This window comes from Undibacterium sp. Jales W-56 (assembly GCF_025548535.1).
Taxonomy (GTDB): Bacteria; Pseudomonadota; Gammaproteobacteria; order Burkholderiales; family Burkholderiaceae_D; genus Undibacterium.
The window spans coordinates 841,067-865,859 of sequence record NZ_JAJLQW010000001.1 but is presented as its reverse complement, the minus strand read 5'-3'; the positions used below and the strand labels follow the sequence as shown (position 1 = coordinate 865,859).

The 24,793-nt window shown below is 51.6% G+C and carries 19 protein-coding genes and 2 tRNA genes; 7 read left to right on the top strand and 14 right to left on the bottom strand.

What is annotated here, in order from left to right:
• Window positions 1-5 precede the first annotated feature (5 nt).
• From LPB67_RS03880 to LPB67_RS03855, 6 genes are all read left to right on the top strand, one after another.
• The gene (locus LPB67_RS03880; RefSeq protein ID WP_262835741.1) at window positions 6-392 is read left to right on the top strand and encodes a hypothetical protein; all 387 of its coding nucleotides are present in this window, start codon (window positions 6-8) and stop codon (window positions 390-392) included.
• A 75-nt stretch (window positions 393-467) separates the two neighbouring features.
• Complete coding sequence (locus LPB67_RS03875) at window positions 468-2,720, top strand: type VI secretion system Vgr family protein (RefSeq protein ID WP_262835740.1); 2,253 nt, start codon at window positions 468-470, stop codon at window positions 2,718-2,720.
• Window positions 2,695-4,206, top strand: a complete 1,512-nt coding sequence (locus LPB67_RS03870; RefSeq protein WP_262835739.1) for a DUF2169 domain-containing protein — start codon at window positions 2,695-2,697, stop codon at window positions 4,204-4,206. The genes LPB67_RS03875 and LPB67_RS03870 overlap by 26 nt, the downstream gene beginning before the upstream one ends.
• 15 nt (window positions 4,207-4,221) lie before the next feature.
• Window positions 4,222-9,456: an RHS repeat-associated core domain-containing protein gene (locus LPB67_RS03865; RefSeq protein WP_262835738.1), complete on the top strand. Its 5,235-nt coding sequence runs from the start codon at window positions 4,222-4,224 to the stop codon at window positions 9,454-9,456.
• A gap of 3 nt (window positions 9,457-9,459) precedes the next feature.
• Window positions 9,460-9,888 carry a hypothetical protein gene (locus tag LPB67_RS03860; RefSeq protein ID WP_262835737.1) on the top strand — a complete coding sequence of 143 codons (429 nt, stop codon included), beginning with the start codon at window positions 9,460-9,462 and terminating at the stop codon, window positions 9,886-9,888.
• A gap of 187 nt (window positions 9,889-10,075) precedes the next feature.
• Entirely contained in the window at window positions 10,076-10,789 is a 714-nt protein-coding gene (locus LPB67_RS03855) for a type VI secretion system Vgr family protein (protein ID WP_262835736.1), read from the top strand.
• 66 nt (window positions 10,790-10,855) lie between these two features.
• Here LPB67_RS03855 and LPB67_RS03850 read toward each other — a convergent pair.
• The 14 genes from LPB67_RS03850 to LPB67_RS03785 form a co-directional block, all read right to left on the bottom strand.
• Window positions 10,856-10,931, bottom strand: a tRNA-Glu gene (locus LPB67_RS03850).
• 148 nt (window positions 10,932-11,079) lie between these two features.
• Window positions 11,080-11,155, bottom strand: a tRNA-Ala gene (locus LPB67_RS03845).
• 83 nt (window positions 11,156-11,238) lie between these two features.
• Entirely contained in the window at window positions 11,239-12,678 is a 1,440-nt protein-coding gene (gene gltX, locus LPB67_RS03840) for a glutamate--tRNA ligase (protein ID WP_410482694.1), read from the bottom strand.
• Window positions 12,679-12,969: 291 nt separating this feature from the next.
• A complete protein-coding gene (locus LPB67_RS03835; protein WP_262835734.1) occupies window positions 12,970-13,827 on the bottom strand; it encodes a formate dehydrogenase accessory sulfurtransferase FdhD in 858 nt (285 codons plus the stop codon).
• Window positions 13,828-13,951: 124 nt separating this feature from the next.
• Window positions 13,952-14,290 carry a hypothetical protein gene (locus LPB67_RS03830; RefSeq protein ID WP_262835733.1) on the bottom strand — a complete coding sequence of 113 codons (339 nt, stop codon included), beginning with the start codon at window positions 14,288-14,290 and terminating at the stop codon, window positions 13,952-13,954.
• An 11-nt stretch (window positions 14,291-14,301) separates the two neighbouring features.
• Window positions 14,302-15,480 carry a formate dehydrogenase subunit gamma gene (locus LPB67_RS03825; protein ID WP_262835732.1) on the bottom strand — a complete coding sequence of 393 codons (1,179 nt, stop codon included), beginning with the start codon at window positions 15,478-15,480 and terminating at the stop codon, window positions 14,302-14,304.
• Between the two features lie 10 nt (window positions 15,481-15,490).
• On the bottom strand, window positions 15,491-15,721 hold the full coding sequence (locus LPB67_RS03820) for a hypothetical protein (RefSeq protein WP_262835731.1): 231 nt from the start codon (window positions 15,719-15,721) through the stop codon (window positions 15,491-15,493).
• The gene (gene fdh3B / locus LPB67_RS03815; protein WP_262835730.1) at window positions 15,721-16,359 is read right to left on the bottom strand and encodes a formate dehydrogenase FDH3 subunit beta; all 639 of its coding nucleotides are present in this window, start codon (window positions 16,357-16,359) and stop codon (window positions 15,721-15,723) included. Before fdh3B ends, LPB67_RS03820 begins: the two co-directional genes overlap by 1 nt.
• A gap of 18 nt (window positions 16,360-16,377) precedes the next feature.
• Window positions 16,378-19,338, bottom strand: coding sequence for a formate dehydrogenase subunit alpha (locus tag LPB67_RS03810; RefSeq protein WP_262835729.1), 2,961 nt, complete (start codon window positions 19,336-19,338; stop codon window positions 16,378-16,380).
• A 15-nt stretch (window positions 19,339-19,353) separates the two neighbouring features.
• On the bottom strand, window positions 19,354-19,548 hold the full coding sequence (locus LPB67_RS03805; protein ID WP_262835728.1) for a hypothetical protein: 195 nt from the start codon (window positions 19,546-19,548) through the stop codon (window positions 19,354-19,356).
• Between the two features lie 308 nt (window positions 19,549-19,856).
• Window positions 19,857-20,471, bottom strand: a complete 615-nt coding sequence (locus LPB67_RS03800; RefSeq protein WP_262835727.1) for a molecular chaperone — start codon at window positions 20,469-20,471, stop codon at window positions 19,857-19,859.
• Window positions 20,472-20,485: 14 nt separating this feature from the next.
• Window positions 20,486-22,570 carry a 4Fe-4S binding protein gene (locus LPB67_RS03795; protein ID WP_262835726.1) on the bottom strand — a complete coding sequence of 695 codons (2,085 nt, stop codon included), beginning with the start codon at window positions 22,568-22,570 and terminating at the stop codon, window positions 20,486-20,488.
• The gene (locus tag LPB67_RS03790) at window positions 22,567-23,214 is read right to left on the bottom strand and encodes a DUF3306 domain-containing protein (protein WP_262835725.1); all 648 of its coding nucleotides are present in this window, start codon (window positions 23,212-23,214) and stop codon (window positions 22,567-22,569) included. The genes LPB67_RS03795 and LPB67_RS03790 overlap by 4 nt, the downstream gene beginning before the upstream one ends.
• A complete protein-coding gene (locus tag LPB67_RS03785) occupies window positions 23,215-23,736 on the bottom strand; it encodes a DUF3305 domain-containing protein (RefSeq protein WP_262835724.1) in 522 nt (173 codons plus the stop codon).
• Between the two features lie 53 nt (window positions 23,737-23,789).
• On the opposite strand from LPB67_RS03785, the gene LPB67_RS03780 reads away from it, so the two are divergent.
• On the top strand, window positions 23,790-24,692 hold the full coding sequence (locus tag LPB67_RS03780) for a pseudouridine synthase (RefSeq protein ID WP_262835723.1): 903 nt from the start codon (window positions 23,790-23,792) through the stop codon (window positions 24,690-24,692).
• The last annotated feature ends 101 nt before the right edge of the window (window positions 24,693-24,793 follow it).

Sequence of the window (24,793 nt, the reverse complement as noted above, 5' to 3'; positions counted from 1 at the left end):
CTCGTATGAAAAAACTTTTATTGATCTTGCTCATAGCCGTGTGTGGTATCTCGCTGGTTGTTAACCTAAAGACACTCACCGTTGCCTCGCAATACTCGCATCTGATTGCGGTGAGTTGGGGTGATAGTAAATATGCGCCAGCCTTATATGGTGCCTATGTCTTTACCGAACCCAAAGATAATGCGCGGTTAGTACGAGCCACTATCTATATCGACAGGCCAAGTTTCTGGATCAGCGAACAGCATCAGACAATCGATCTTGGATTGGCAAAAGACGATGCTGAAGCGGTCGCCCGCTGGAGCAAAATCAATTGGTCGGATGAAGGTGTCCAGTTCGGCCACGACCAACACACGGTATTAATCAAACGGACAGACTTAGAGTCCCATCGATAAGCACAACGATAAATCCCTTGCGGCATCCATCGCCGCCCATTGCCGCATGACCTTATTTGCCCTTATTTAAATCCTATGAATCCATTCCTAGACCTTCTCAGCAACCGGCAAACCAATCGCTTGTTACGCTTGTCGTTTCCCAACCAGGATGGTCCCGACGATGCACAACTCTTGCCGCAGGTGTTGAATGCCAGCGAACATGTTTCTAAGGATTTTGATTTTTTAGTCGAGCTGATTTCCGACAATGCGGAGCTCGAATTAAAACAGCTCATCGGTAAAATGGTCACCATTGAACTGGTACGGGAAGACGGTACGCTGCGCTACTTCAATGGCTATGTGTTTCGTTTCAGCCTGGATCATGTGGACGGCAGTCTGGCGTATTACAAAATGCAGCTCTGCCCCTGGTTAGCCTATCTCAGCCAGCGACATGATAACTATCTGTTCCACGGCAAGTCTTTACAAGACCAGACCGAAGACATCTTCGCAGACTACCCGATCAGGGACAGTGAACTCAGGATTCAAGGCGCAGACCCCGTCATGACCGATGCCTGCCAGTTTGCCGAGAGCGATTACAACTATCTGCATCGGCGCTGGGAAGCCGCAGGCTGGCTCTATTGGTATGAGCATCGCGCCGATGGCCATACCTTGATCCTGGCCGACCAGAGTGATGTGCAGTGTCCGCCGATTGACGGCGAAGCGCATATGCCATGGCAGGCCGAAGGCGGCTCGCAGGAAGATGACGGCATCCATCGCTTTACCCCGGTGCGGACCTTGATGCCGACCCATTACGCGGCCAGTAGTTTCGACTTTAAACAGCCGCGCCCTCTGCTGGCCGATATCCCGACCACCACCCGGCAAGGGGATGTGCCCAGGCTGGAAGTCTATGAATATACCGGTGCCTACGGTTTTAAGAACCAGGCCGATGGAGAAGCCCGCATCAGTACCAGCATGGAAGCTTTAGAGGCCTGGTCGAAACGCTTTGAGGCCACCGCTAACGATCGTAGCGCTCAGCCGGGCCGGTGCTTTACGCTGACTGGCCATTTCGCTATCGGACAGACGGATCACGGTGCCAGTGGCGCCAGCGGTTCTGGTCATGCCAGCGATGCCGAGTTTTTGATTCTGGATGTGTTTCATTTTGCACAGAATAATTACCAGGCCACGCAGCACGGTGGTGGTGCTGCCGAATACCGCAATGTCTTTACCTGCCTGCGTAAAAAAATCCCCTGGCGTCCGGCCCGCGGCTACAACAGCCAGGACACCAGGATCTATGGCCTGCAAACCGCGTTGGTCACCGGCCCTGCCGGTGAAGAGATCCATACCGATGAATATGGCCGGGTGCGGGTGCAGTTCCATTGGGACCGGGTGGGCCAGTTCAATGAACAAAGTTCGGCCTGGATCCGGGTCGCCAGTGCCTGGGCCGGCAGCAGCTTTGGGATGACCTCGATTCCGCGCATCGGTACTGAAGTCATCGTGCAATTCCTGGACGGCAATCCGGACCGCCCTCTGATCACCGGTATGGTGCCTAATGCCGCTACCATGCCGGCCTGGAGCTTACCCGCCAACAAGACCCAGAGCGGGATCCTGTCGCGCTCTACCCCGGGCGGCAATTACGATACCGCTAATGCGATCCGCTTTGAAGACAAGAAAGGCGCGGAACAACTCTGGCTGCATGCCGAGAAAGACCAGCTCACCGAGGTCGAGCATGATGAGGATAAGTGGGTCGGCCATGACCGGCGCAAAACCATCGATCATGATGAGACTAGCCATATCAAGCATGACCGCACCGAGACGGTCGATCACAATGAAACCATCACCGTTCACAATAACCGCAGCGAACGCGTTGATCATGACGAGGCCATCAGTATTGGCGATAACCGGACTGAGGATGTGGGTAAGAATGAGACGATTCATATCGGACAGAATCGTAGTGAGACGGTGGGGGCGAGTGAGGATATCCATATCGGCAGCAACCGTAGTGTCAAAGTCGGCGGCAATAAATCGGAAACAGTCTCGATGATGAAGACCGAAACCATCGGCCTGGCCAAGATGCTGACGGTGGGCGGCGCTTACCAGACGACGGTGGGTGCGGCGATGAATACTACGGTGGCTCTGATGCAGGCTGAACAGGTGGGCTTGTCTAAAACGGTGAACGTAGGTCAAACAATTTCGTTTACTGCTGGCGAACAATTCAAAATCGCCGTTGGCAAATGCACATTCATTATGAATGCGGATGGTCGCATCGAAATTTCGGGCACCGAGATTCTTATTCGTGGTCAGAAAAAAGTTGAAGTACATGGAGATGATGTTGATACCAATCCAGTCTCCTGAAAAAGTAAATCAGCCTGAGCTGACGATACCTACCTTACTGTTTGAAAACCGGACTGATTATGCGGCATTACATTTCGATACCTTAGATCAACACCGATCGGCGTTTCACATCATCGTGACCAAGATTGCCTATCAGCTTAAGCTCTGCGACGCAAAAGGCTTTTCCACACTCGAGGAAATTGACAATCCCGCCGAATTGAATACAGAAGATCATTATTATGAAGATGATTTCACAAAAGGCGTCCAAGCAGAAAGTGACCTGGCACCTTATAAACCATTCTGCGACGTAATCGTCAACGCGCTTGCATACCCACCTAAGAAGAGTACCGCTAGTCGCTTTAGTGTTGGTATTCGTGTGGAAAAGCCAGATTTACCGGCACCGCTGCCAAAACGGCCAGCCCCGTTAAATCCTTTACAGAGTTTGTCCCCTGCGGTATTTGAAGAATGGCAAAAGGAACTTGCCGTAGCGAAGAATTCTCGCCTGCCTGGCGAGATATTGATAGATAAGACGCTCGAGGTTTGTGGTGAGCGCTGGTTCATTAAATGGGCGTGGCCGGTCCGATTGTGTATGTCCGTGATCCGGATCTGTACTTTAGGAATACTCGTATTCAATCCCTGGCGACTCACCCGCGCAAAAAAATGTGACGTTGTACCCGTTCGTTATAACCTTGCGCAAGGAGGAGAGTGTCGCATTGAGTTGATAGATAAAGCAGCAAAGCGCGTTGGTAAAAAGTATCGGCTAACAGATGAGCAAAGGTCCGCTCATCCTGATAAGGATAATGTACCGATCGCTCATGAAGCTTGCTTAACGAATCCACTCGGGCAAGGTTTCTTATTGAGATGGTTTCTTGAAGCGAAGAGGATTGCGCGTTTCCGTGCACCGCAGATTGACTATCCTAAACACGCGTTAACGTCCTATAAATTTTGGCAGCAAGCCAATGGAAAAAATACCCTGATCCCCGCTGGACTGGGCTTTTTAGGACGAGCGTGGACACCTCGTCGCGAGCTGGTCGGGCAGGTCAAAATGAAACCGGTTTGGTCGGAAGAAGAGTTCCCCGTTTTACCCGAAAATTTTGATTTCCGATATTGGAATGGAGCGCCAGCAGATCAGCAATGCACGCATCTATCAGCCGAAGAACGTTTTACGCTGACCAACCTTTCGCACCCAGACTCGGCACATTCTCAGACCGATGCTAATGGCAATACCTTATTGCAGTTTCGTCTGCCGCGTCAGTCATTTTTTGTTATGGCAATAGGAGCCGAGGGGCAGGTCGAAATTCATCCGTTGCTAATTGATACCGTCACTATTGATGTAGAAGCGGCGCGTGTAGATCTGGTATGGCGTCTCTGCCTGCCGGCAGACGGCAGTATCGATCAAGCAAGGTTAATGCACGCCAAAGATAGCGAACAATTAAAGCGTTTGCAGGAATTGCTAATCCTTGAAGCACAAGAACTGAACGTATCCAACGCGCCCCTCTCCTCTTAGTAAAATTTCTATACCATGGCTCACGAAACCGTCACCAAATCCAAACGATTTTACTGTGTTAGCTTATCGCCAGACATTTGTAAAACACCGATAGGAAATAGCACGCCGCCGATCCCCTACAACATCATCGGTGAATTCAGCGACGCGCAAGCCGTTTCACCAAATGTCAAAGCGCATAGCGAATTCGTGCTGCTACATAATCGGAGCTTTATACCCACTGTCAAAGGAGATCAGCAGGGTACCGTGGGCGGCATCAAAAGTGGCACCGTGGGCAAACGTGTAGAGACCAAAGAGGCCAGCTCTACCAAGGGGGCAAACGGCTCAAAAACTATACAGGAATCTCGCATTGTCTGGGCAAATGATAAAAATACCATCGCACGCATATTTGAACGTAAAGTGCAGGCGGCACGAACTCGACTTGAAACAATCGCTGATGAAACACGAGCGGAATTAAAAAACAGCGCACAACATTACAAAGACAATATATCGGCAGATCTTCACGCAGCGAGCGGCAAAGCCGTGGATACTGGTGGAAAAATCATGGCAGGCAGTGCGACGCTGGGTGTCGCCGGAGGTGCAGTCGCCTTGACGGGCGTCGGAGCACCTGTTGCCGCTGGCATGGAAGCGGTAGCAGCGACGGGCGGTACGATCGGAACTGGCGTGACTGCCGCCGGTGCAATCGGTGAAACAACAGCCACCGTACTCGATCAGGCATCGGATTACGTCCTCACCGGCAAAGTTCCGGACCTCGTCGTAGCTGCCACAGAAATGACCGTGAATCTAGTCGAGAATATCGTTTTAAAAAAAACACAAATTGGCTTCACTTTTTTGAAACGCTTCCTTGGAAAAAAAGCACAACCGGGCAAACCACCAACTCCCAAAAAACCGCCAGAGAAAAAAACCGATCATCACGGGAATGATAAGGACGGCAAAGACGGTGGCAAAACAAAGAAACCCAAAGAAGAGAAAGCCGATAAACCCTCAGATTGCTGCCCTAAAAATGCAGCGCCTGGTGGGAAGCCTAGCAAAAGCAGTCGCCCTGTACATTTTGGTACGGGTGAAGAGATTTTGTCGCAAACTGACTTTGTTATTGAGTCAGAAATACCCATCGTTTGGACACGTACCTATCGCTCAGGCGCAGAGGCAGAAGACTGGGGTCTCTTAGGTACGCGTTGGGCAACACCGTTTACGTCTAGCTTATCGGTATCGACGCAAGGCATTGTCTTTCATGAAGATACAGGACGTGCGCTGCGTTTGCCGCTAATAGTAGCAGGACAAGAACACGATAGTCGGTCAGAAGGCTTCACTTTACGGCGCGACAGCGACACGCAATTTACCCTCATCTGGCGCGATGGCAGCACCGATACGTTTATACTTGGCCTAGATAGTTGGTTACCGCACGGTTACGACGGTATCAATGCGATGCTAGTAGCGCGTGCGCCGTTGGCGACCAAGCGCTATTACCTCAGTCGTAGTGCTGCGCGCAACGGCAAAGGGATTAGTATAGAACGCTACCATGATGCCAAACCGGGAGAGGTCGTATTACGTCTGCGCAGTGATGCAGGCCACGTCGTTGAGGCGTTATGTGAGAACGATCTTGATACCCGCGAACCAGCCGTCAGCAGCACGCCAAATCTAACTGAACAAGTTGCGCAAGTCACACGAGTCCCCCGTATTGGTCGCATAGAAGAAGTACGAATAGACGGTTCACGTCTCTGCCACGTCACTTATCGCTATGAAGCAGAGTCTGCCCCTGCCCTAGATGAACCAACATCGGCATGCACAGCAGTGCAGACACCTGCACAGTCAGCCTTCGCCCAATTACCACGACGTACTAATCTCGTGGCGCAAACCAATCTTTTAGGTCAATCACGCAGCTACACCTACCAGCACCACCTACTGGTGCAATACACTAATTACAATGGTTTTACCCACAGTTTGGTATGGATCAGCCTTCGCGCCTTGCGCGAGCGGTGGGCTGGTAATCCGCTCAATGATGAACAACTCGCCCAACGTTTCCCGATCACCCTAGACAATAGTTATCAAGCACGTGCCATTGCTACCACGACGGCGGATGGCAAAGACCAGGTGCAAATTGCTTATCTCGATAACGATACCACGAGGGTGACCGAGGCCGATGGTGGCATACTCGAATACACCTTTAATTCAAAATGGTTAGCTACCGATGTGCGCCGCGTCTCAGCCACCAGTTCCCGCTCATTAGGTCGGCGTGAATGGGATGCCGACGGTATGCTGACCGCCGATATCGATGCACAAGGTAATGCCACCCGCTACAGCTATGACACCGCAGGCAATCTGATTACCGTCACCGATGCCCGCCGCCATCTCACCCGCATCGAGTACGACCAACACAACCAAGCGATTGCAGTAACCGATGCGCTCGGCCACACCACCCGCCGTCGCTTTGATGAAGCTGGGCGGATTGTAGAGAGCACCGATGCACTGGGCCACAGCACTAAATACCATTACGATCAACGAGGGCGTTTAGCTACTTTAACCGACGCCAATGGCGGCGCTAAGCAACTGACCTACGATGCCGCTGGCCGCCTTACCGCGTATAGCGACTGCTCCAACTACACTAGCCATTATCGATACGATACCTATGGCCGTTTAATTGGTAGCATTGATGCCTTAGGCAATATCAGTCACTATCACTATGATGCTTTAGGTCGCGTCACCAGCATCACCCATCCTGACAAGAGTACCGAAACTAACAGCTTCGATGCAGAAGGCAATCTCACCGCGCATACGGATTCTAAAGGGCAGATTACGCGCTACCGCTACAACGGTCATGGACTACCTATCGAGCGGATTGATCCCAAAGGCCAAACCCTAGAATACCGTTACGACCAAGCCCTGCGCTTAATCGAATTAATCAATAGCAATAATGAATCCTATCTGTTTAGTTACGATGCCGAAGGCAGGCTTATTAGCGAAACCGGCTTCGATGGCAAACTCACTAGCTACACTTACGACAGTACCGGGCAGCTCATCGCCAGCGATTGCAATGGTCAACATACTGATTATTTACGTGACAGCCTGGGTCTGTTGCAAGCGAAGAGCAACCTTGAAGGCAGTGTGCGCTACGCCTACGATGCACTGGGCAGACTCACTGCGGTGGTATCCAGCCAAGCGCAGCAACGCTTCATTTATGATGCGGTCGGCCAATTAATTGAAGAGCGCAGCACCTATAACCTGCTTGCCCCTCACCTACTCTTGACTCCGGCAGATTCGGCACAAGCTGAGACCGCGATATCAGGAACGGCCTTTACGCTGACGCATAGTTATGATCCATTGGGCAATCGCCTGCAAACTACGCTACCGAATGGACGCACAGTTGACACCCAGCGTTACGGCTCAGGTCATTGGCACGGCACTCTATGGCAAGGTAATGCGATCGTCGATCTGGAACGTGATCACCTGCACCGTGAGACAACAAGGCAACTCGGAAAAAGTAATGGCCAGAGTGGTTTAAGCAGCACGCGCACTTACGATCCGCAATCCCGCCTGAGCAGTATCACGCTGAAGCGCGGGCAACAAAGCCTGCGCGAACGTCAGTATACCTATGACCTCACTGGTAACCTGACGCAAATCACGGACACCCAACGTGGCAACACCCTGTATCGCTATGACCCATTGGGGCAGTTGCTATCCGCCGTGCAGCCTAGCTTATCCGAGAAGTTTGCCTTTGATCCGGCAGGTAACTTACTCGATACAGCATCGCTAGAACAAAACAATGCAACGGCGAATCCTCAATTCAATCCAAGTGATAACCTTAATACACACGCCGCGCAACTCACAGAACAACCCGCCCCTGGCGTCAGCAGAAAACCGCCACAACTCGCTAAGGTCACCCACAATCTGCTCAAAAACTATCTGGGCACTACCTACGAATACGACGTACAAGGCAATACTGTCGTCAAGCGTATGTGTGCCATTCCAAGTGCCAATCAAGCGGCCACGTTGGAGCTGGAATACGATGCAGAAAACCGTTTAATTTTAGCCACGCGCTCGTGGGACCAGACGAGGCAAATAGCGCACTACCATTACGACACCTTCGGTCGGCGTATTGCCAAGCAAGTGACAGAGCTCCCTCAAGATACCGAACAATCCAATAATGCTAATACAGCCGCAACCGCAGCTACGACTAGCACGACCTTCTTCGTGTGGGATGGTGATGTTTTAGTTCAGGAAATCGGGACGAATAAAACCATCACCTATCTGTACGAACCAGCGAGCTTTGTGCCGTTGGCGCGAATAGAATCCAACGACGATGTACATAGCTATAAGGTAGACACTACGCATCTGCGTCATGAAACTCAGTGGGATTTGCCGCTAGATAAACATGATCCGGCTGAGCACATCAAGGCCTTTCAATCGCATCAAGAACAAGAGAAAGAACAGCGTTATCAACTACAACGGCAACAGCGACTGGCACAGGCCAATGAAGATGCGATTAACGACCATATTTATTACTATCACTGCGATCATCTCGGTACGCCATTAGAACTCAGTGATACCGATGGCAAAATTGTCTGGTCAGCCCGCTATAAGGCATGGGGACGTATCCTGCGTTATGACGTCAAAGACGTCGCGCAACCGCTGCGGTTTCAGGGGCAGTATGAGGATGAAGAAACGGGACTGTATTACAATCGGCATCGATACTATGATCCTGATGCGGCGCGGTTTATTACGCAAGATCCGATTGGGTTGTTGGGTGGTGAGAATCTGTATGCTTATGCTCCTAATCCTACGGCGTGGATTGATCCGTTAGGACTAGCTAAAAGTAAAGGTGGTTGCGATCCTTGTTGCGGGAAGAACCCGGCGGCCACAGCGCGTTCATGGCAAGGTACAAAACCTTACGATGGAGTTGATTCATACTCAAATATGGTAGTAAAAAAGGGAACCGTTCTGTACACACTTTACCCGCATGGAAATGCACCAGGTAATTATTTGGTCAAAGGTTCAACCGTAATTGGTTCTGCATCAGCACGGGACTACAATGACGCTCTTCAAGTTGCTCACAAAGATAACTGGGACAGCCCAAACGCAAGAGATATGCGAACAAAAGTACATGCGTACGTATTAAATAAAGATACATGTATGGCTGTTGGTTCCACAGAAAAAAATCCCCATTTAGGATCAGGAGGGGGAGTTCAATATTTCATTGAGAATAGTGATAAAGGCAATTTGATCGATACTGGAAAAATTATTAGTTTTAAAAGGTAATTTATGAACATTAAATTTGATTTTTCCGATGGTAGTGTATTTATTGAGTCACAAAAAATTAATGTAGACAGCCTTGGAAAATCATCTTTCCCTGTATCTGAATCGAGATCAATTTCAAATTCTATGAAAGGAAATGAAAAGGAGTGGCATTTCAATCAGGCATTCACTACCTTGAGCACTACTGGATCACTTGTCGTCAGGGGTACACAAGAAAAAATCTCTTCTATTTGTTTTCTATTTGATGAGATAAATTTTTTTGAGAGCAGTATTTTGGAATCAAAAATCATTAAAAGATTCGAAAATAAATATGACATTAAGGTCATAAGTTCACATCCTAGTATTGCTGAAATTGGGTCCTTTTATTGGGGAAAAGCTTGGTTTTCGTATGATCCAAAACAAGGTGACATAAATCTGTGCATTACATATATTTAGCCATGTAGGGTGAGCACGGTGTGGTTCCCTCTCTAATTAGTTCACCAACACGTGAATATCAGGCAGCTGTTACCCGATCCTAGTTCGGGGCAATGGTGTTCAGAAACGCAACCGACAAATTTTTTTTACAGGCTCCGCATCTGACAAATCCGTTGCCACTCAAACCACTGCCCCCTATTTAAATCCTATGAATCCATTCCTAGACCTTCTCAGCAACCGGCAAACCAATCGCTTGTTACGCTTGTCGTTTCCCAACCAGGATGGTCCCGACGATGCACAACTCTTGCCGCAGGTGTTGAATGCCAGCGAACATGTTTCTAAGGATTTTGATTTTTTAGTCGAGCTGATTTCCGACAATGCGGAGCTCGAATTAAAACAGCTCATCGGTAAAATGGTCACCATTGAACTGGTACGGGAAGACGGTACGCTGCGCTACTTCAATGGCTATGTGTTTCGTTTCAGCCTGGATCATGTGGACGGCAGTCTGGCGTATTACAAAATGCAGCTCTGCCCCTGGTTAGCCTATCTCAGCCAGCGACATGATAACTATCTGTTCCACGGCAAGTCTTTACAAGACCAGACCGAAGACATCTTCGCAGACTACCCGATCAGGGACAGTGAACTCAGGATTCAAGGCGCAGACCCCGTCATGATCGATGCCTGCCAGTTTGCCGAGAGCGATTACAGCTATCTGCATCGGCGCGCCAAATCGAACGCTACGAATCTGAATGAAATGCAGTTGAAAAAACTAGCAAACATAGAAATACAAACCGCACAAGCGAAAGCCATTAGCCGATTGAAGGAAAAAGATATACGTAACGTGACCGAAAAAATATTCGATCGATTGAAACTAGATAGGGGAAATTTGAAAGAGCTTCTGCGGAAGCTTGTTGACACATGAATCCTTAACCCAACCGATTTAACATGCAGCCTTAACTGCACATTAATATCGACCGGGTGGATAAGCTGGCGTCCCCAAGGGGATTCGAACCCCTGTACTCACCGTGAAAGGGTGATGTCCTAGGCCTCTAGACGATGGGGACAGTGATCTGTCCGTGTTACTGACCTGTGTTTCTTTACTGCTTGATTCACTGTTTCGCAATCAAGCAAGACCGAGATTATATACTGCTTTTCGTATTATTGGCAAGTGCATTTCTTCACATTAACCAACTTGCTGCAACAACCGATTACTGGTGGAGGTGAGCGGAATCGAACCGCTGACCTCTTGCATGCCATGCAAGCGCTCTACCAACTGAGCTACACCCCCCAGAACAGAAACGAGATTATAGGGGCAAGGCCGTACTATGTAAAGCCCCTTTGATTTCCTTCTTTAATTTTCCTCTTTGAATTTTACCGGGCAACGGAACTCAAACGCTGAAGCACGACATCGCGACCGAATAACTCGACAACGGCATCGATCGACGGCGTTTGCAATTGACCGGTGAGCAGCAGGCGTAAAGGCATGGCGAGTTGCGGCATCTTCAAGGAAAACTGCGCCAGGGTTTCTTTCATCAATGCGGACAAGGCTGCTTTATTCCACTCAACTGTTTTACAGGCTGCTGCGTAATGCGCGAGTGCTGGCAAGACAGCGTCCGTGATGTGCTGCTGGCGCAGTTCTGCGTCGGCATTTGGCTGGCGATAGAACAGCATCGCTGCTTGTGCCAATTCATTCGTGGTGTTGGTGCGTTCTTTCATCAGACCAATGACCGCTGCCAGTTCAGGTGCATTGGCAAACTGGGCGCCGTCTTTTGCCATTTGCATGCGAACCAAGTCCGCCAGCCGGTGATTGTCAGCCGCCTTGATGTAATGATTATTGATCCAGGCAAGTTTTTCCGGATTGAATTGGGCTGGCGAACTGGATAAATGAGTCAGATCGAACCAGTTACACATCTGCTCCATCGAAAAAATCTCGTCGTCGCCATGACTCCAGCCCAGGCGTGCGAGGTAATTCAACATCGCCTCAGGCAAATAGCCTTTATCCAGATAATCCATGACACTGACTGCATCACGCCGCTTGGAGAGTTTTTGCCCATCGGTGCCGAGTATCATCGGTACGTGGCCGTAATGCGGCAAGCTCGCGCCTAATGCATTCAGGATATTGATTTGACGCGGCGTATTGTTCACATGGTCGTCACCGCGGATCACATGGGTAATTTGCATATCCCAATCATCGACCGCAACGCAAAAATTATACGTCGGCGTACCATCCGGCCTAGCGATCACCAGATCATCGAGTTCGCGGTTACCGATGGTGATTTGTCCTTTAACGACGTCCAGCCAACTGACCTCGCCATCCAAAGGATTTTTGAAACGGATCACTGGCTTGCGATCGGCCGGGATTGCTGGCAAGGTCTTGCCAGGCTCGGGACGCCAGGTGCCGTCGTAACGCGGCTTCTCGCCACTAGCGCGCTGACGCTCGCGCATCGCTTCGACTTCTTCCGGTGATGAGTAGCAATGGTAGGCAGTGCCCTCTGCCAGCATTTTTGCCAGCACTTCGCGATAGCGGTCCATTCTTTGCATCTGATAAAACGGACCTTCGTCGTGTTGTAAACCTAACCAGTTCATGCCATCCAAAATTGCCTGCACCGCCTCGGGCGTCGACCGCTCCAGATCGGTGTCTTCAATACGCAAGACAAAAACGCCACCAAAATGGCGGGCAAACGCCCAGCTGAATAAGGCAGTACGGGCACCGCCTACATGCAGATAGCCAGTTGGACTAGGTGCGAAACGGGTACGGACAGGCTGAGAGGATGCGGATGCGGTTGAGGTAGTTGACACAGGGGTACTCATTAGGTGATGCGTTTGCCATGCACAAAAAACTCATGGCAAAACGGTAAAAGTTAAAACCAGCATTTTACCGCCTTCGCTGCATGCTTGATACCGTCACGATGAAGGTAACTTCTAAAAACCCCATACGCGAGCGCATCGCGTCGTTTTGTCGCGAAATCTCAAAGCCCCGCATACGATGGTATGGCTGCACCTAGAGTGGGCAACTCTGCCTGGCGCTGCATCGCGATTAAAGGGGTTTTAGAAGTCCCCTGAATTGCGTCTGGCTAACGCCAGCCTTTGCTCAAACTTTGCTCAGGCTTTGACCAGTTGCGCCTCGTTGGCGGGCTCAGCAAAATCCAACTGAAACACCAGCCTTTGCGGATGGGTCAGCAATAAAAAATGTCGCCCGGTACAACGGGAAAACAAACTCATGCCGACTTGCTCGGCGACTCTGTGCCCCATTTCGGTAGTACCAGAGCGAGATAGCAGAATTGGGATGCCCATCTGTGCGCCCTTGATCACCATTTCAGAGGTCAGACGTCCGGTGGTATAAAACACCTTATCGCCGCCCGCCATGCCGTCCAGCCACATTTTTCCGGCGATTGCGTCAACCGCATTGTGACGTCCGACGTCCTCGACGAAATACAGCAAATCGCCCTGCGCGGAGAACAGCGCGCAACCATGCACAGAACCGGCTTTTTTATAAATCGACGGATGCACCCGTATGGTGTCGACAATCCGATATAAAGCCGACTGACTAAGCCTGGCATCGACGGGTAAATGGATCTGATCCACTTCATCCATCAGATCGCCGAACACCGTCCCCTGACCGCAACCGGTGGTGACCACGCGCTTGGCTGTGCGCTCTTCGATCTGCGCGATACCGTGATGGGAAGTCACTGCTGCTGCACCGACCTCCCAATCGACTTGCACCGAGGCCAGTTCATCAATCCTGCGCACCAGACGTTGATTGCGCAGATAACCGAGCACCAGGGCTTCCGGGTTGCCTCCCATGGTCATCAGCGTCACCAGCTCACGCTTATCGAGATACACCGTTAGTGGCCGTTCAGCTGGAATAGAGATGGTCGAAACACGGCCACGCTCATCCAGCACCTGAACTTCTTTGGTCAGCGCCACCTGCGATTGCGTTAGCTGCGGAAGAAGTGGCATAGCTTGCTTTTCAATGCGGAAGAATTTGCCTTAAAAGCATACTCCCTCCTGGTATTTTTCAATTACACAAGATACATGTGCGGACTGGGCAGATAATTTTGACTTTTAAAGGGAGTATATGAAATTATTTCTTAACGGCCGGTGCATTGGCAGGGATGCTCACTGCCGCATTCGAAGCGGCAGGGGTCGCCGCTGCCGCTGTCAGCGGCGATACATACGCACCCGGATCAGCGCAGGCTGGCGTGGCTACCGGCGGTTTTTCAGCAACTGCTTTGGTTTTCAAATAATGTGCAGCAGTGCGGTCCTGGGCTTTGCATAATTGAAATGCAGCGACTTTATCCGACCAAGCCGTTTTAGCTTTGGCTTCATCGGCTTTGGCTTTAGCCTCATCATTTAGCGCCGGTAATTTGGCAAAGCAAGCACCCGTCATCAGTGCCGCGCATAAGAAGACTAATTTTTTCATTGTTGACTCCGTCAAGCGTTCAAAGTCGAGGTGGCAGCATTCCCGGGCGCTGCAGTAGCGGCAGGTTCGCTGGTCCGTAGCCGTGGAATTTTTCCATTTTCTATGTCTGCATACCACAGATCATGGTGTTCTTTGGCCCAGGAATCATCGACATAACCGGTGCGCATTGCCTCATACGCGCCTTCCATACCCAGGGTGCCCAGGTAGATGTGACCAATCACCATTGCAGCAGCCAGCAAGGCCGCAACGATATGAATAACGCTGGCAAGTTGCATCACAGCGCGCGTGTATTCAAAATTCGGCACCAGCATGTCGAGCACAAAACCGGAGCCCGTCACGATCAAGCCAAAGAATACGACGACACCCCAGAATACGACCTTTTCGCCGGCATTGAAACGATGCGAACTCACATGTTCGCCGCTCAGCAAACCACCGAATTTCGCAAACCATTTGATATCAGTCACCGTAGGCAAGTTATCTTTGACGAATTTCACAAAGAACAAAATAATCGAAACGCTAAATACCGGACCGATGAAGTTGTGAATGTTCTTGCATAAAAAAGCCAGCCAGCCAAACAAGGTCAGGCCGAATACCGGCATCAGGACATGCTTGCCAAACAGCATGATCATGCCGGAAATCGCCAGCGACACAAAACTCAAGGCCATCGTCCAGTGCAGGGTTCTTTCACCCGGTGTGAAGCGCTCAATCAGCCGGCCGGTGCGCGGCTCCGACAACTTGACCTGACCACGGATCGAGTACACGCCAATCACCGCCGCCAAGGCTAACAGGATCAGCCAGCCGCCATATAAGGTCAAAGGTCCATTCCGGTACTGGCGCCAGGCTTCGCCCGCAGTCACTGCTTTTGTCTGACCTGGAAACTGGGTTTTTCCCTGTATCAGCACACCGGCTTCCAATGCCGGCAAACTCGAATAATTTTTTTGCCCGTCATTGACGATGCGAAAAGTCGGTGCCAGGTTGCCCGGCTGATCCTTGGTTCGCTCGGCCTGATTTTGCTTCAGGATATCGATCGATTCAATCCCGCCCAATTTATCAGGCAACGGCGCAATCGCTGCCGAAGCGGCTGCTGGCGCAGGATCCGGGACCGCTTGGTTTTGTGCGACTGCATCACTGGCAGGAGCTAAAAACAAACTACCGGCAACAATCGCTAATGAGGCAAATACCTGTTTCATGCCTGCTCCCTCAATTCGTTTTAGCGTACTCGTTCTGATTCTGGCCGCGCGCACGAATTTGCGCGTTCCAGCTAGTCTGGTCACCAGGCGTCCAGCCTTTTGCCACGAATTCGTTTTTGGCGCCGTGCCAAGGCTTCTCGGCATCTTTTTTATTGTTCGCCAGCGACTGATTGCGCTCACCGCAAGCACTCAGGCCAACCGCCAGCGCCGTCGCAACGACCAATGCAGATAAGGTTTTCATCACTTCACCTCAGTGACAGGCTCAGTTACAGGTTTTGCGTCTTGATGTGGGGTTTTGCCATAGGCTGTGCCCCAGCCGAATACCTCGCTGCCTTTACCGCGCTTGACTACCCGGGTGCGGAAAATATCGGCTATCACATCGCCATCGCCACCCAGCAAAGCCTTGGTGGAACACATCTCGGCGCACAACGGCAATTTGCCTTCGGACAGGCGGTTGCGGCCATACTTTTCAAATTCTTTTTCCGAGCCGTCTTCTTCCGGACCACCGGCGCAGAAAGTGCATTTATCCATCTTGCCGCGCAAACCGAAGGTGCCGTTCGATGGGAACTGCGGCGCGCCAAACGGACAGGCGTAAGAGCAATAACCGCAACCGATGCACACATCCTTGTTATGCAGGACCACGCCTTCGTCGGTACGATAAAAACAATCGACCGGACAAACCGCCATACATGGCGCATCGGAGCAATGCATGCAAGCAACCGACATCGATTTTTCTTGCCCGACGACGCCATCATTGACGGTGACGACCCGGCGACGGTTCACTCCCCAAGGCACTTCATGTTCGTTTTTACACGCTGTCACGCAGCCATTACACTCAATACAACGCTCTGCATCGCAGATAAATTTCATTCTAGCCATGTCGATTCCCCTATGAAATTACACTGCGATTTTTTCAATATTGCAGATGGTGGTCTTGGTTTCCTGCATCATCGTGACGGAGTCGTAACCGTAGGTGGTGGCGGTATTCACCGCCTCGCCACGCACGATAGGCATAGCCCCCTCAGGATAAAACTCTTTCATATCCTTACCTTGCCACCAGCCAGAGAAATGGAAAGGAATAAACGCGGTATCGACGCCCACCCGCGGTGTGACCATCGCCTTGACCTTGATACGCGCACCGGTCGGCGTGACCACATGAACATATTCACCGTCGCGGATACCGCGGTCGGTGGCCGCTTTCGGATTCATCTCGACGAAGTTCTCCTGTTGCAGCTCGGCCAGCCACGGATTCGAGCGGGTCTCTTCGCCGCCGCCCTCGTACTCAACCAGGCGACCGGAGGTCAGGATGATAGGGAATTTCTCGTACAATTTTGCTTCGACGTTTTTCTGCTGCACTGACTTATACAAAGTCGGCAAGCGCCAGAAGGCCTTCTTGTCATCGTGCGTAGGATATTTAGCCACCAGATCGGGACGGGTGCCGAATAAAGGCTCGCGATGCAGCGGCACCGGGTCAGGAAAATTCCATACCACGGCACGCGCCTTGGCGTTACCGAATGGATGGCAACCGTGCACCTTCATGACGACACGCTGGATGCCGCCGGACAAATCGGTCTTCCAGTTTTTACCTTCGGCAGCCTTTTGTTCGGCCTCAGTCAAATCGCTCCACCAGCCGAGTTTTTTCAACAGGATATGGTCGAATTCGGGATAGCCGGTCGTGATGTCGGCACCGAGTGAATGCGAGCCGTCTTCTGCCAGCAGACTCACGCCCTCTCGCTCGACACCGAAATTCGCGCGGAAGTTACCGCCGCCATCCATCACATGCTTGGAGGTGTCATACAAGTTCGGCGAACCGGGATGCTTGAGTTCCGGTGTGCCATAACATGGCCATGGCAAGCCGAAATAATCGCCGGTGATGTCATAGCCGGTGATCGGATCCTTGCCGCCTTTACACCTCAAAGTTTTTACGTCAAACATATGCATATTGCGCATGTGTGACTTCAGGCGTTCCGGTGACTGACCGGTGTAGCCTATGGTCCAGGCGCCGCGATTGATTTCTTGCAGCATCGATTCCGGTTCAGGCTCCATCATGCCGCCCTTGCCTTTGACCAGTTTTAACTTGGCGACCAGTTCTTTGGCGAAACCGAGTTTTTCTGCAAGCTGGTACATGATCATGTGATCGGTGCGCGACTCGAACAAAGGTTCGATGACTTTTTCGCGCCACTGGATGGAACGATTCGACGCAGTCACTGAACCGGATGTTTCAAACTGTGTGGCAGCGGGCAGCAAATACACTTCACGCTTGGGATTGAGCTCCTGACCGTCTGTTTTCATCGCGGCCATCGCCGCTGTCGCAGACGGGTAGGGATCGATCACGACCAGCAGGTCGAGCTTGTCAAACGCCTTTTTCATCTCCAGACCGCGGGTCTGCGAGTTCGGCGCGTGGCCCCAGAACACCATCGCTTTGACGTTGTTTTCCTGATCGATGAATTCATTTTTTTCGAGCACCGCATCGACCCAGCGCGACACGGTGGTGCCGGATTTTTCCATCATGGCCTGCGATGCGAACTGCTTTTTCACCCACTCGTAATCCACGCCCCAGACCGCGCACCAGTGCTTCCACGCACCGGCTGCCAGGCCGAAATAGCCGGGCAATGAATCGGGATTCGGGCCGACGTCGGTCGCTCCCTGCACATTGTCATGGCCACGGAAGATATTGGTGCCGCCGCCAGACTTGCCGACATTGCCGAGTACCAGTTGCAACAGGCATGAAGCGCGGACGATTGCATTACCGATCGTGTGCTGCGTTTGTCCCATGCACCAGACTACCGTGGATGGACGATTCTTTGCCATGGTCTCGGCGGCCTTATACACTTCAGCTTCTGGCACGCCACAGGCTTCTTCTACTTTTTCGGGCGTCCACTTCATGACTTCGTCTTTGACTTTTTCCATGCCATAGACCCGGTCGCTGATGTATTGCTTATCTTCCCAGCCATTCTTGAAGATGTGGTACATCATGCCGTATAAGAACGGGATATCCGAGCCGGAACGCAAACGAATGTATTGATCCGATTTCGCCGCGGTACGGGTATAACGTGGATCGACCACGATAACTTTGCAACCGTTTTCCTTGGCATGCAGCAAGTGCAGCATCGAGACCGGATGCGCCTCCGCCGCATTGGAGCCGATATACAAGGCCGCCTTGGAATTTTGCATATCGTTGTAGCTGTTCGTCATCGCACCATAACCCCAGGTATTGGCGACGCCGGCGACTGTGGTTGAGTGGCAGATACGGGCCTGATGATCGGTATTATTGGTGCCGTAAAACGAGACGAACTTACGCAACAAAGCCGCTTGTTCGTTATTATGTTTGGATGAGCCGACGAAGAACGTCGAGTCCGGGCCGGAATTCTTTTTGACTTCCAGCAACTTGGCGGAAATTTCATTCAGAGCCTGGTCCCAACTGATGCGCTGATACTTGCCATTGACCAGCTTCATCGGATATTTCAGGCGGTATTCGCCATGACCGTGCTCGCGCAGGGCCGCACCTTTGGCGCAATGGGCGCCGAGGTTGATCGGGGAATCGAATACCGGCTCCTGCCGCACCCAGACGCCGTTTTCCACTACCGCATCGACGGCGCAGCCGACTGAGCAATGGGTGCAGACGGTGCGGCGCACCTCGATCTTGCTGCCCTCGCCTTTTGCCGCATCGGAGGCTTTGGCTTTTTGGATCAAACCCAGCTGCGACGCTGCGATACCGGCGCCGACGCCGATGCCGGAACGTTTCAAAAATCCCCGCCTGTCCATCGTCGGCAATGCGCGCGACAAACTATCTGCAAGACTGGAGGAAAAACGATTTTGTGCACGCGATCCCGCGTCGCCCTTACGAGTCAGCAACATGGCTTCACTCCGCTATCAGATGGTGGTAGTACGATAATATTTTTTGATGTGCGTGGTCAGCCGGTAACCATCGCCTGCCGGTTCTGCAGCAGCATTCACGTCGGCAGAATGATGTTGAACCGTCGTTACGGTTTTGGTGGCGACCAGGGCGACGGCAGCACCGAGCCCCAAACCACCGAGCAAACTGCGACGCTTGATTTTCTGTTCCATACTTGCCTCTCTTCAAAGCACCCAACATCAGGAAGAGACCAATATCAAAAATTATGCCTGGGATGTACCGCTTGGACCGCTATGACTCAGGCACATCGAAAAGAACATACAAAAGACCCACTGTGTATGCGATTGATTTTTGTCTTGTCTCCAAATTTTTGTCAGCTTACCACGCAGCAATTACTTAAGACTTACCTTGAACCCATAATGACACGTAATAATACGCTTTTTAAGAATGAAATATTTTCACTATTCAAAACAAGCATATAGAAACCCGTATTCCACTATTTTGAGTTTATTGTATACAACTACGTCATATCAAAGGCCTGCATTTCCACTTCAAAAAATGCCCTGGCTAAATTAGCGGTCGCTGCATAAAAAACCGCTGACGGATGCGCCGTTACCGCATCGCACAATTCCAACACCCAGGCTTGCATATGTGCGCCGAAGAATTTTTTCTGGCTGGCAATATGCGCTTGTAGAATATCCTCCGAAGCTATCAGGTAGCGCATCACTTCACACAGCGAAGCAATGTGATCCTCGGTTTCCACCACGCTCTCGATTCTCTCCAAGCCCATTTGCGCCAGATCGGTACGTAATGCCGCCAAAGGTTTTTCCATCAGGAAGCCGCTGATGTAATACGAGCCGTACAACATCACTTCAGGCTTGCCCACGCCGATAAAAAGCTGTTCGTATTCCTCCCTGACCTGCTCGGCATTGGCAACGCGCGCGGTCTGCACCAGACCGCTCCAGGCCTGGCCTAGCACACCCTCGCCCTGAGTTTGCGCCGCAGACAAGGTGTTTAACAAGGATGCAGAAGGCGGGGCATAAAACAGGGTCGCCAGCAAACCGTATAAATCGGCTCTGGCAGTTTCTTCGCCCTGGTCGGCTGTTTCAAATTGGATCGATTGGCTGCTTGTCATTTTTATCGTTATAGTCAATGCGGGCGTTGTAGTTCACTGGTTTTCATCATATCGATGACGCGGCAATCCGAGCACATTTTTATCCTGTCGAGATGTCCTGAAAAAGCGCCGTGCGTCGCCAGCTTGGCCAACATATTCTCTATCATCTGCCCGGTAGCGAAAGGCTTCTGGCAGCGTATGCAATGGTAGGGCTGCGCTTCATTCAATACGGTCGCTTGTTTAGTCGACTCAAGCAAAGAGAGTCGCGGTATCAGTTGTATGGCGTTCTCAGGACAGGTTTGTTCGCACAATCCGCATTGCACGCAATTGCGTTCGATAAACCGGACTTGCGGCGAGTTTGCGTTATCCATCAAGGCCGACGATGGACAAGCGCCGACACAGGACATACACAAGGTACAGGCATCTTTATTGATCGTCACCGCGCCGTAGGGGGCACCCGCTGGCAGGGCAATCTGCTGCGGTTCGAGCGGTGCATTTTTTTGCAGGTGGTCGATCGCAAAATCGAGGGTCACGCGCTTGTCTTGCGCCACATTGTAGCTGGCCGCGCTTGCCGGTATCTGCACAGCAGAGGCTGATGGCAAGGCATGCAGGGCGGTCTCCAGCGAGGCTGCACTCCTTACGTCGATTAAATGAAAATGTTGTCCGCCATAGCCAAAGCCATTAAGTATGGCTTGAGCGATATCGATCTGTTGCTGCAATGCCTGGCGGTATTCCGGTGCCTCCTCATCCGTCAGCATGATCGCAACCGCGTTTGCGCCATAGGCAATCGCCGTAAGCCACAGATCGATACCCGTTGACGCTGTGTGATGCAAGGCCAGCGGCAACACCCGCGCTGGCAAACCGCGTCCGCCTGCTTTGGCATTTTGCCCGACCCGTTGCAATAAGGCGGCTCCCGCCTCTTTGCTATGCAACAGCAAGACAGCCGCTTTCCCACCCGCTTTGGCGTAAGTGCTTAGCATGGTTTTGATATGCAAACCCGTATCCGGTGCGCGCATATAGGTATAACTCATGGCGCCGGTCGGACATACCGTGGTGCAGGCACCGCAACCGGCGCACAGATTCGGATTCACCTGAATCTTGTCGCCTGCCGGCGTAATTGCCGCTGCCGAGCAAACATCGATACACGCACTGCACCCAGTCTTGCCACTGCGACTGTGCGCGCATAGCTTGTCTTTGTAGACGAAGAACTTGGGCTTTTCAAATTCGCCTATCATCTGCGTGAGTTGCAATGAGATGGCAAATTGTTTGTCCAGATCCTGACCTGGCGCAAAATAACCTTGCGGCAGTTGGTGCATCGTCAGCACAGGCTGGGCGGACAAATCTAAAATCAGGTCAAATTCTGCCTTACGATCGCGCGCCATGCGGTCAAAATCAATCGCACCAATGACGCCGCATGCCTTCACGCAATCGCGGTGCGATTTACATTTAGTCAGATCAATCTGATAATTGAAATCAATCGCGTTTTCTGGACATACTTCCACACAGGCATTGCATCGGGTACAGGTTTCCAGATCAATCGGATTCGATTGCTGCCAGTTGACTTTGAATTCCCCCAGCCAGCCTGCAATCCGGATATGCGTGCCGGAAAACACGGGGAAATTCCTCTCCGCCAGACGCTCATCGCTATTCTGCGTGTCGGTCAACAGGACGTTGACATCCATTTGACCCGCCAGCCTGCTGGCCCAGGGTAAAGCCTGCCCGGCGGTGCCGATGATCAACAGATTGCCATGCGATTGATAGCTGACGGTCGGCACCGGCTCCGGCACCGGCAAAGCTGCCACGGCCAATAGCGCCGCTATTTTTGGTATGGCCGATGCAGATTCCTTGCCCCAACCCGCCTGCTCGCGGATATTCACGAAGCGGATGGGAGCGACCGATTGTTGTGCCAGTTCAGAGAACAGCGCCCGCTCCTGCGTGCAGGCGACAACGACATCGTCGACGCCTTTGACGGCTTCCATATAGCTGCCGACTTCACGGCGGCACAGCATATCGTGAACCTGGATTGACTGCGCGCCCAGCGCTCTCGCCAGGGCTTCACCCGACGTTGTATCGAGAGGCATCGTTTTATTGCAACTGCAGACTTTAAATTGCGTACTCATTCTGGATCCGGTGTCTCTTCTATCTTGATTTTATTTGGATTGACTGAGCCAGGTCCACTCAGGTCGTGGTCTGCGCTTACTGGAATAAGGTTATCCAGTAAGTCTGACGGTACCGGCAAAGCAAACTGTTGGCTATCCAGCTCATTTCCTATGGCTGTATTTAGCAAATTGTCTTCCTGGCTGGCCGCAGTGCTTGCGCCTGGTACCAGTACGAGTTGTTCTGAAGGATTGATCAGTTCCTGGAGTTTCTTTTGCAGATGTCCCAGCGGATCAAGCAAGGCTTTTCCATGCAACAACGCTTCCAGCATGCCTGGCGGCATCGGGTCCGGCGTGTGGTAGTCGTCGATATAGATATCCAGCCTGTCCATGATATTGAAATGCGGATTCGAAAATAGTTTCTTCATTGCCGAGCGCTTGACATCCTCATCGACACCTGAGCTCATATAGGCCGAAAAATCCGATTCATGATTCAGCTTTTCCACATCTTGCATGGTCGGCAGTGCGGCCGGTATTTTTTCGTTTTGCTGGCTAGCTGTCTGATTACTTATCGGACTTAAAGGTGCAGCAGCATCCCCGTCTGTCAGCGCATCTGCCGCCACAGATTTAGCCTTGGTCCAGCGGTTAAAAAAATCCTCGGCAGCCATTTAACTACGACCTCTGTTGAGTTCGGCACGCGCCATTTTATCGACACCAACACCGCCTTCAAAAGACGGATGCTTACGTTTTTTCTTCACTTCCGGTTCGTAATATTCCTGCGTGTACTCCGCTAGCCAGGATGCGATATCGCTTGCCACAGGCAAGGTGTCTACTTGCTCGCTGCCATCCATCCAACGCGCGGCCTCGTTATACGACAAGGTGATCGATTTGGGGATGGCAATTTCTTGCCCATCGAACTCTTCCAGTCGCCACATCACGAACCAGCAAGGCGCATCCGAGCTGAGATTCAAAAAATAACCGGGCGCTTCGTCGGCATACAATACGATCTCAAAACCGGCAAACAACCAGTGCATTTCTTGCTCGCTGGCGCGCAATTGCCTGGTTGATGGCCCCGGGACATCGGGCAAGACATCAAGCAGTTGCCATTGCAGCGACTGCCAGCGATTACTCAAGGTCTGGCGCTGCATCACGATGCTGACTTTAAACGGCAGGTGGCTTGTTTTATCCATGGTGCTAGTATTGCAGACTAAAGAAAGTTTCGTCCAGAGAATAAAAATCATCAATGCATCCTACTCCATTAACAACATCACCGCTGCCCATGCGTAATGGCGTCGCACCGAGTTATCTCTGGTTGCCGGAAGGTCAGTGGTCCGATTTATTGGATTTTTTAACCCGGCAATTTCCCGATGTGAGCGGGCAGCAATGGTTGTCGCGGATTGCGCGACGGGAGGTAGTCGATCAACATGGCGCGATATTGCAAGCGCATAGCGCGGTAAAACGCGGCATGTGTATTTTTTATTACCGCGAAATCGATGATGAAACGCCGATCCCTTTTTCCGAGGTCATCCTGTACCGCGACGATCACTTGCTGGTTGTCGATAAACCCCATTTTTTGCCGGTGACGCCTGGCGGACGATTTTTGCAAGAGACTTTGCTGGTGCGTTTAAAAAAACAAACCGGCAATCCGCACCTGACCCCCATACACAGATTAGACCGGGAAACTGCCGGGGTGATTTTATTTTCGCCAGCACCGTCAAGCCGGGGCGCTTATCAGGCTTTATTCCAGCAACGCAAAGTCGATAAAACCTATCATGCGCTGGCGCCGCATTTGCCGGATCAGATTTTTCCCTTGATTCATCGCAGTCGCCTCGAAGACGCGGAAAAATTCTTTGTCATGCAAGAAGTCGCGGGCGAGCCGAATTCCGAAACCAGGATCTGCGTCATTGAACATCGCGGCGCAAACGATTTATATGAATTAAAACCCGTGACCGGCAAGCGGCATCAATTGCGCGTGCATTTAGCCAGCCTGGGGGCGCCTATCGTGAACGATACCTTCTACCCGGTTGCCCTGCCTTGCAGAGGCGATGATTTCTCGGCGCCGCTGCAATTGCTGGCAAAATCTATCGCCTTCACAGACCCGATTAACGGAAAATATAGACAATTTAATAGCGCGCAATCCCTATAATTTTGAGGATTTTTGCCTGCCATCATGACAGGCAATGCCACGCAAGCACAGCGTCCAGGTATGACAAAGGTGTTGACAGCCCGGTTGCGGCGCGCTACTAT

Coding starts and splice junctions, on each gene's coding strand:
- LPB67_RS03880 (WP_262835741.1), top strand. CDS start 6: ATGAAAAAACTTTTATTGATCTTGCTCATAGCCGTGTGTGGTATCTCG.
- LPB67_RS03875 (WP_262835740.1), top strand. CDS start 468: ATGAATCCATTCCTAGACCTTCTCAGCAACCGGCAAACCAATCGCTTG.
- LPB67_RS03870 (WP_262835739.1), top strand. CDS start 2,695: ATGTTGATACCAATCCAGTCTCCTGAAAAAGTAAATCAGCCTGAGCTG.
- LPB67_RS03865 (WP_262835738.1), top strand. CDS start 4,222: ATGGCTCACGAAACCGTCACCAAATCCAAACGATTTTACTGTGTTAGC.
- LPB67_RS03860 (WP_262835737.1), top strand. CDS start 9,460: ATGAACATTAAATTTGATTTTTCCGATGGTAGTGTATTTATTGAGTCA.
- LPB67_RS03855 (WP_262835736.1), top strand. CDS start 10,076: ATGAATCCATTCCTAGACCTTCTCAGCAACCGGCAAACCAATCGCTTG.
- gltX (WP_410482694.1), bottom strand. CDS start 12,678: ATGAGTACCCCTGTGTCAACTACCTCAACCGCATCCGCATCCTCTCAG.
- LPB67_RS03835 (WP_262835734.1), bottom strand. CDS start 13,827: ATGCCACTTCTTCCGCAGCTAACGCAATCGCAGGTGGCGCTGACCAAA.
- LPB67_RS03830 (WP_262835733.1), bottom strand. CDS start 14,290: ATGAAAAAATTAGTCTTCTTATGCGCGGCACTGATGACGGGTGCTTGC.
- LPB67_RS03825 (WP_262835732.1), bottom strand. CDS start 15,480: ATGAAACAGGTATTTGCCTCATTAGCGATTGTTGCCGGTAGTTTGTTT.
- LPB67_RS03820 (WP_262835731.1), bottom strand. CDS start 15,721: ATGAAAACCTTATCTGCATTGGTCGTTGCGACGGCGCTGGCGGTTGGC.
- fdh3B (WP_262835730.1), bottom strand. CDS start 16,359: ATGGCTAGAATGAAATTTATCTGCGATGCAGAGCGTTGTATTGAGTGT.
- LPB67_RS03810 (WP_262835729.1), bottom strand. CDS start 19,338: ATGTTGCTGACTCGTAAGGGCGACGCGGGATCGCGTGCACAAAATCGT.
- LPB67_RS03805 (WP_262835728.1), bottom strand. CDS start 19,548: ATGGAACAGAAAATCAAGCGTCGCAGTTTGCTCGGTGGTTTGGGGCTC.
- LPB67_RS03800 (WP_262835727.1), bottom strand. CDS start 20,471: ATGACAAGCAGCCAATCGATCCAATTTGAAACAGCCGACCAGGGCGAA.
- LPB67_RS03795 (WP_262835726.1), bottom strand. CDS start 22,570: ATGAGTACGCAATTTAAAGTCTGCAGTTGCAATAAAACGATGCCTCTC.
- LPB67_RS03790 (WP_262835725.1), bottom strand. CDS start 23,214: ATGGCTGCCGAGGATTTTTTTAACCGCTGGACCAAGGCTAAATCTGTG.
- LPB67_RS03785 (WP_262835724.1), bottom strand. CDS start 23,736: ATGGATAAAACAAGCCACCTGCCGTTTAAAGTCAGCATCGTGATGCAG.
- LPB67_RS03780 (WP_262835723.1), top strand. CDS start 23,790: ATGCATCCTACTCCATTAACAACATCACCGCTGCCCATGCGTAATGGC.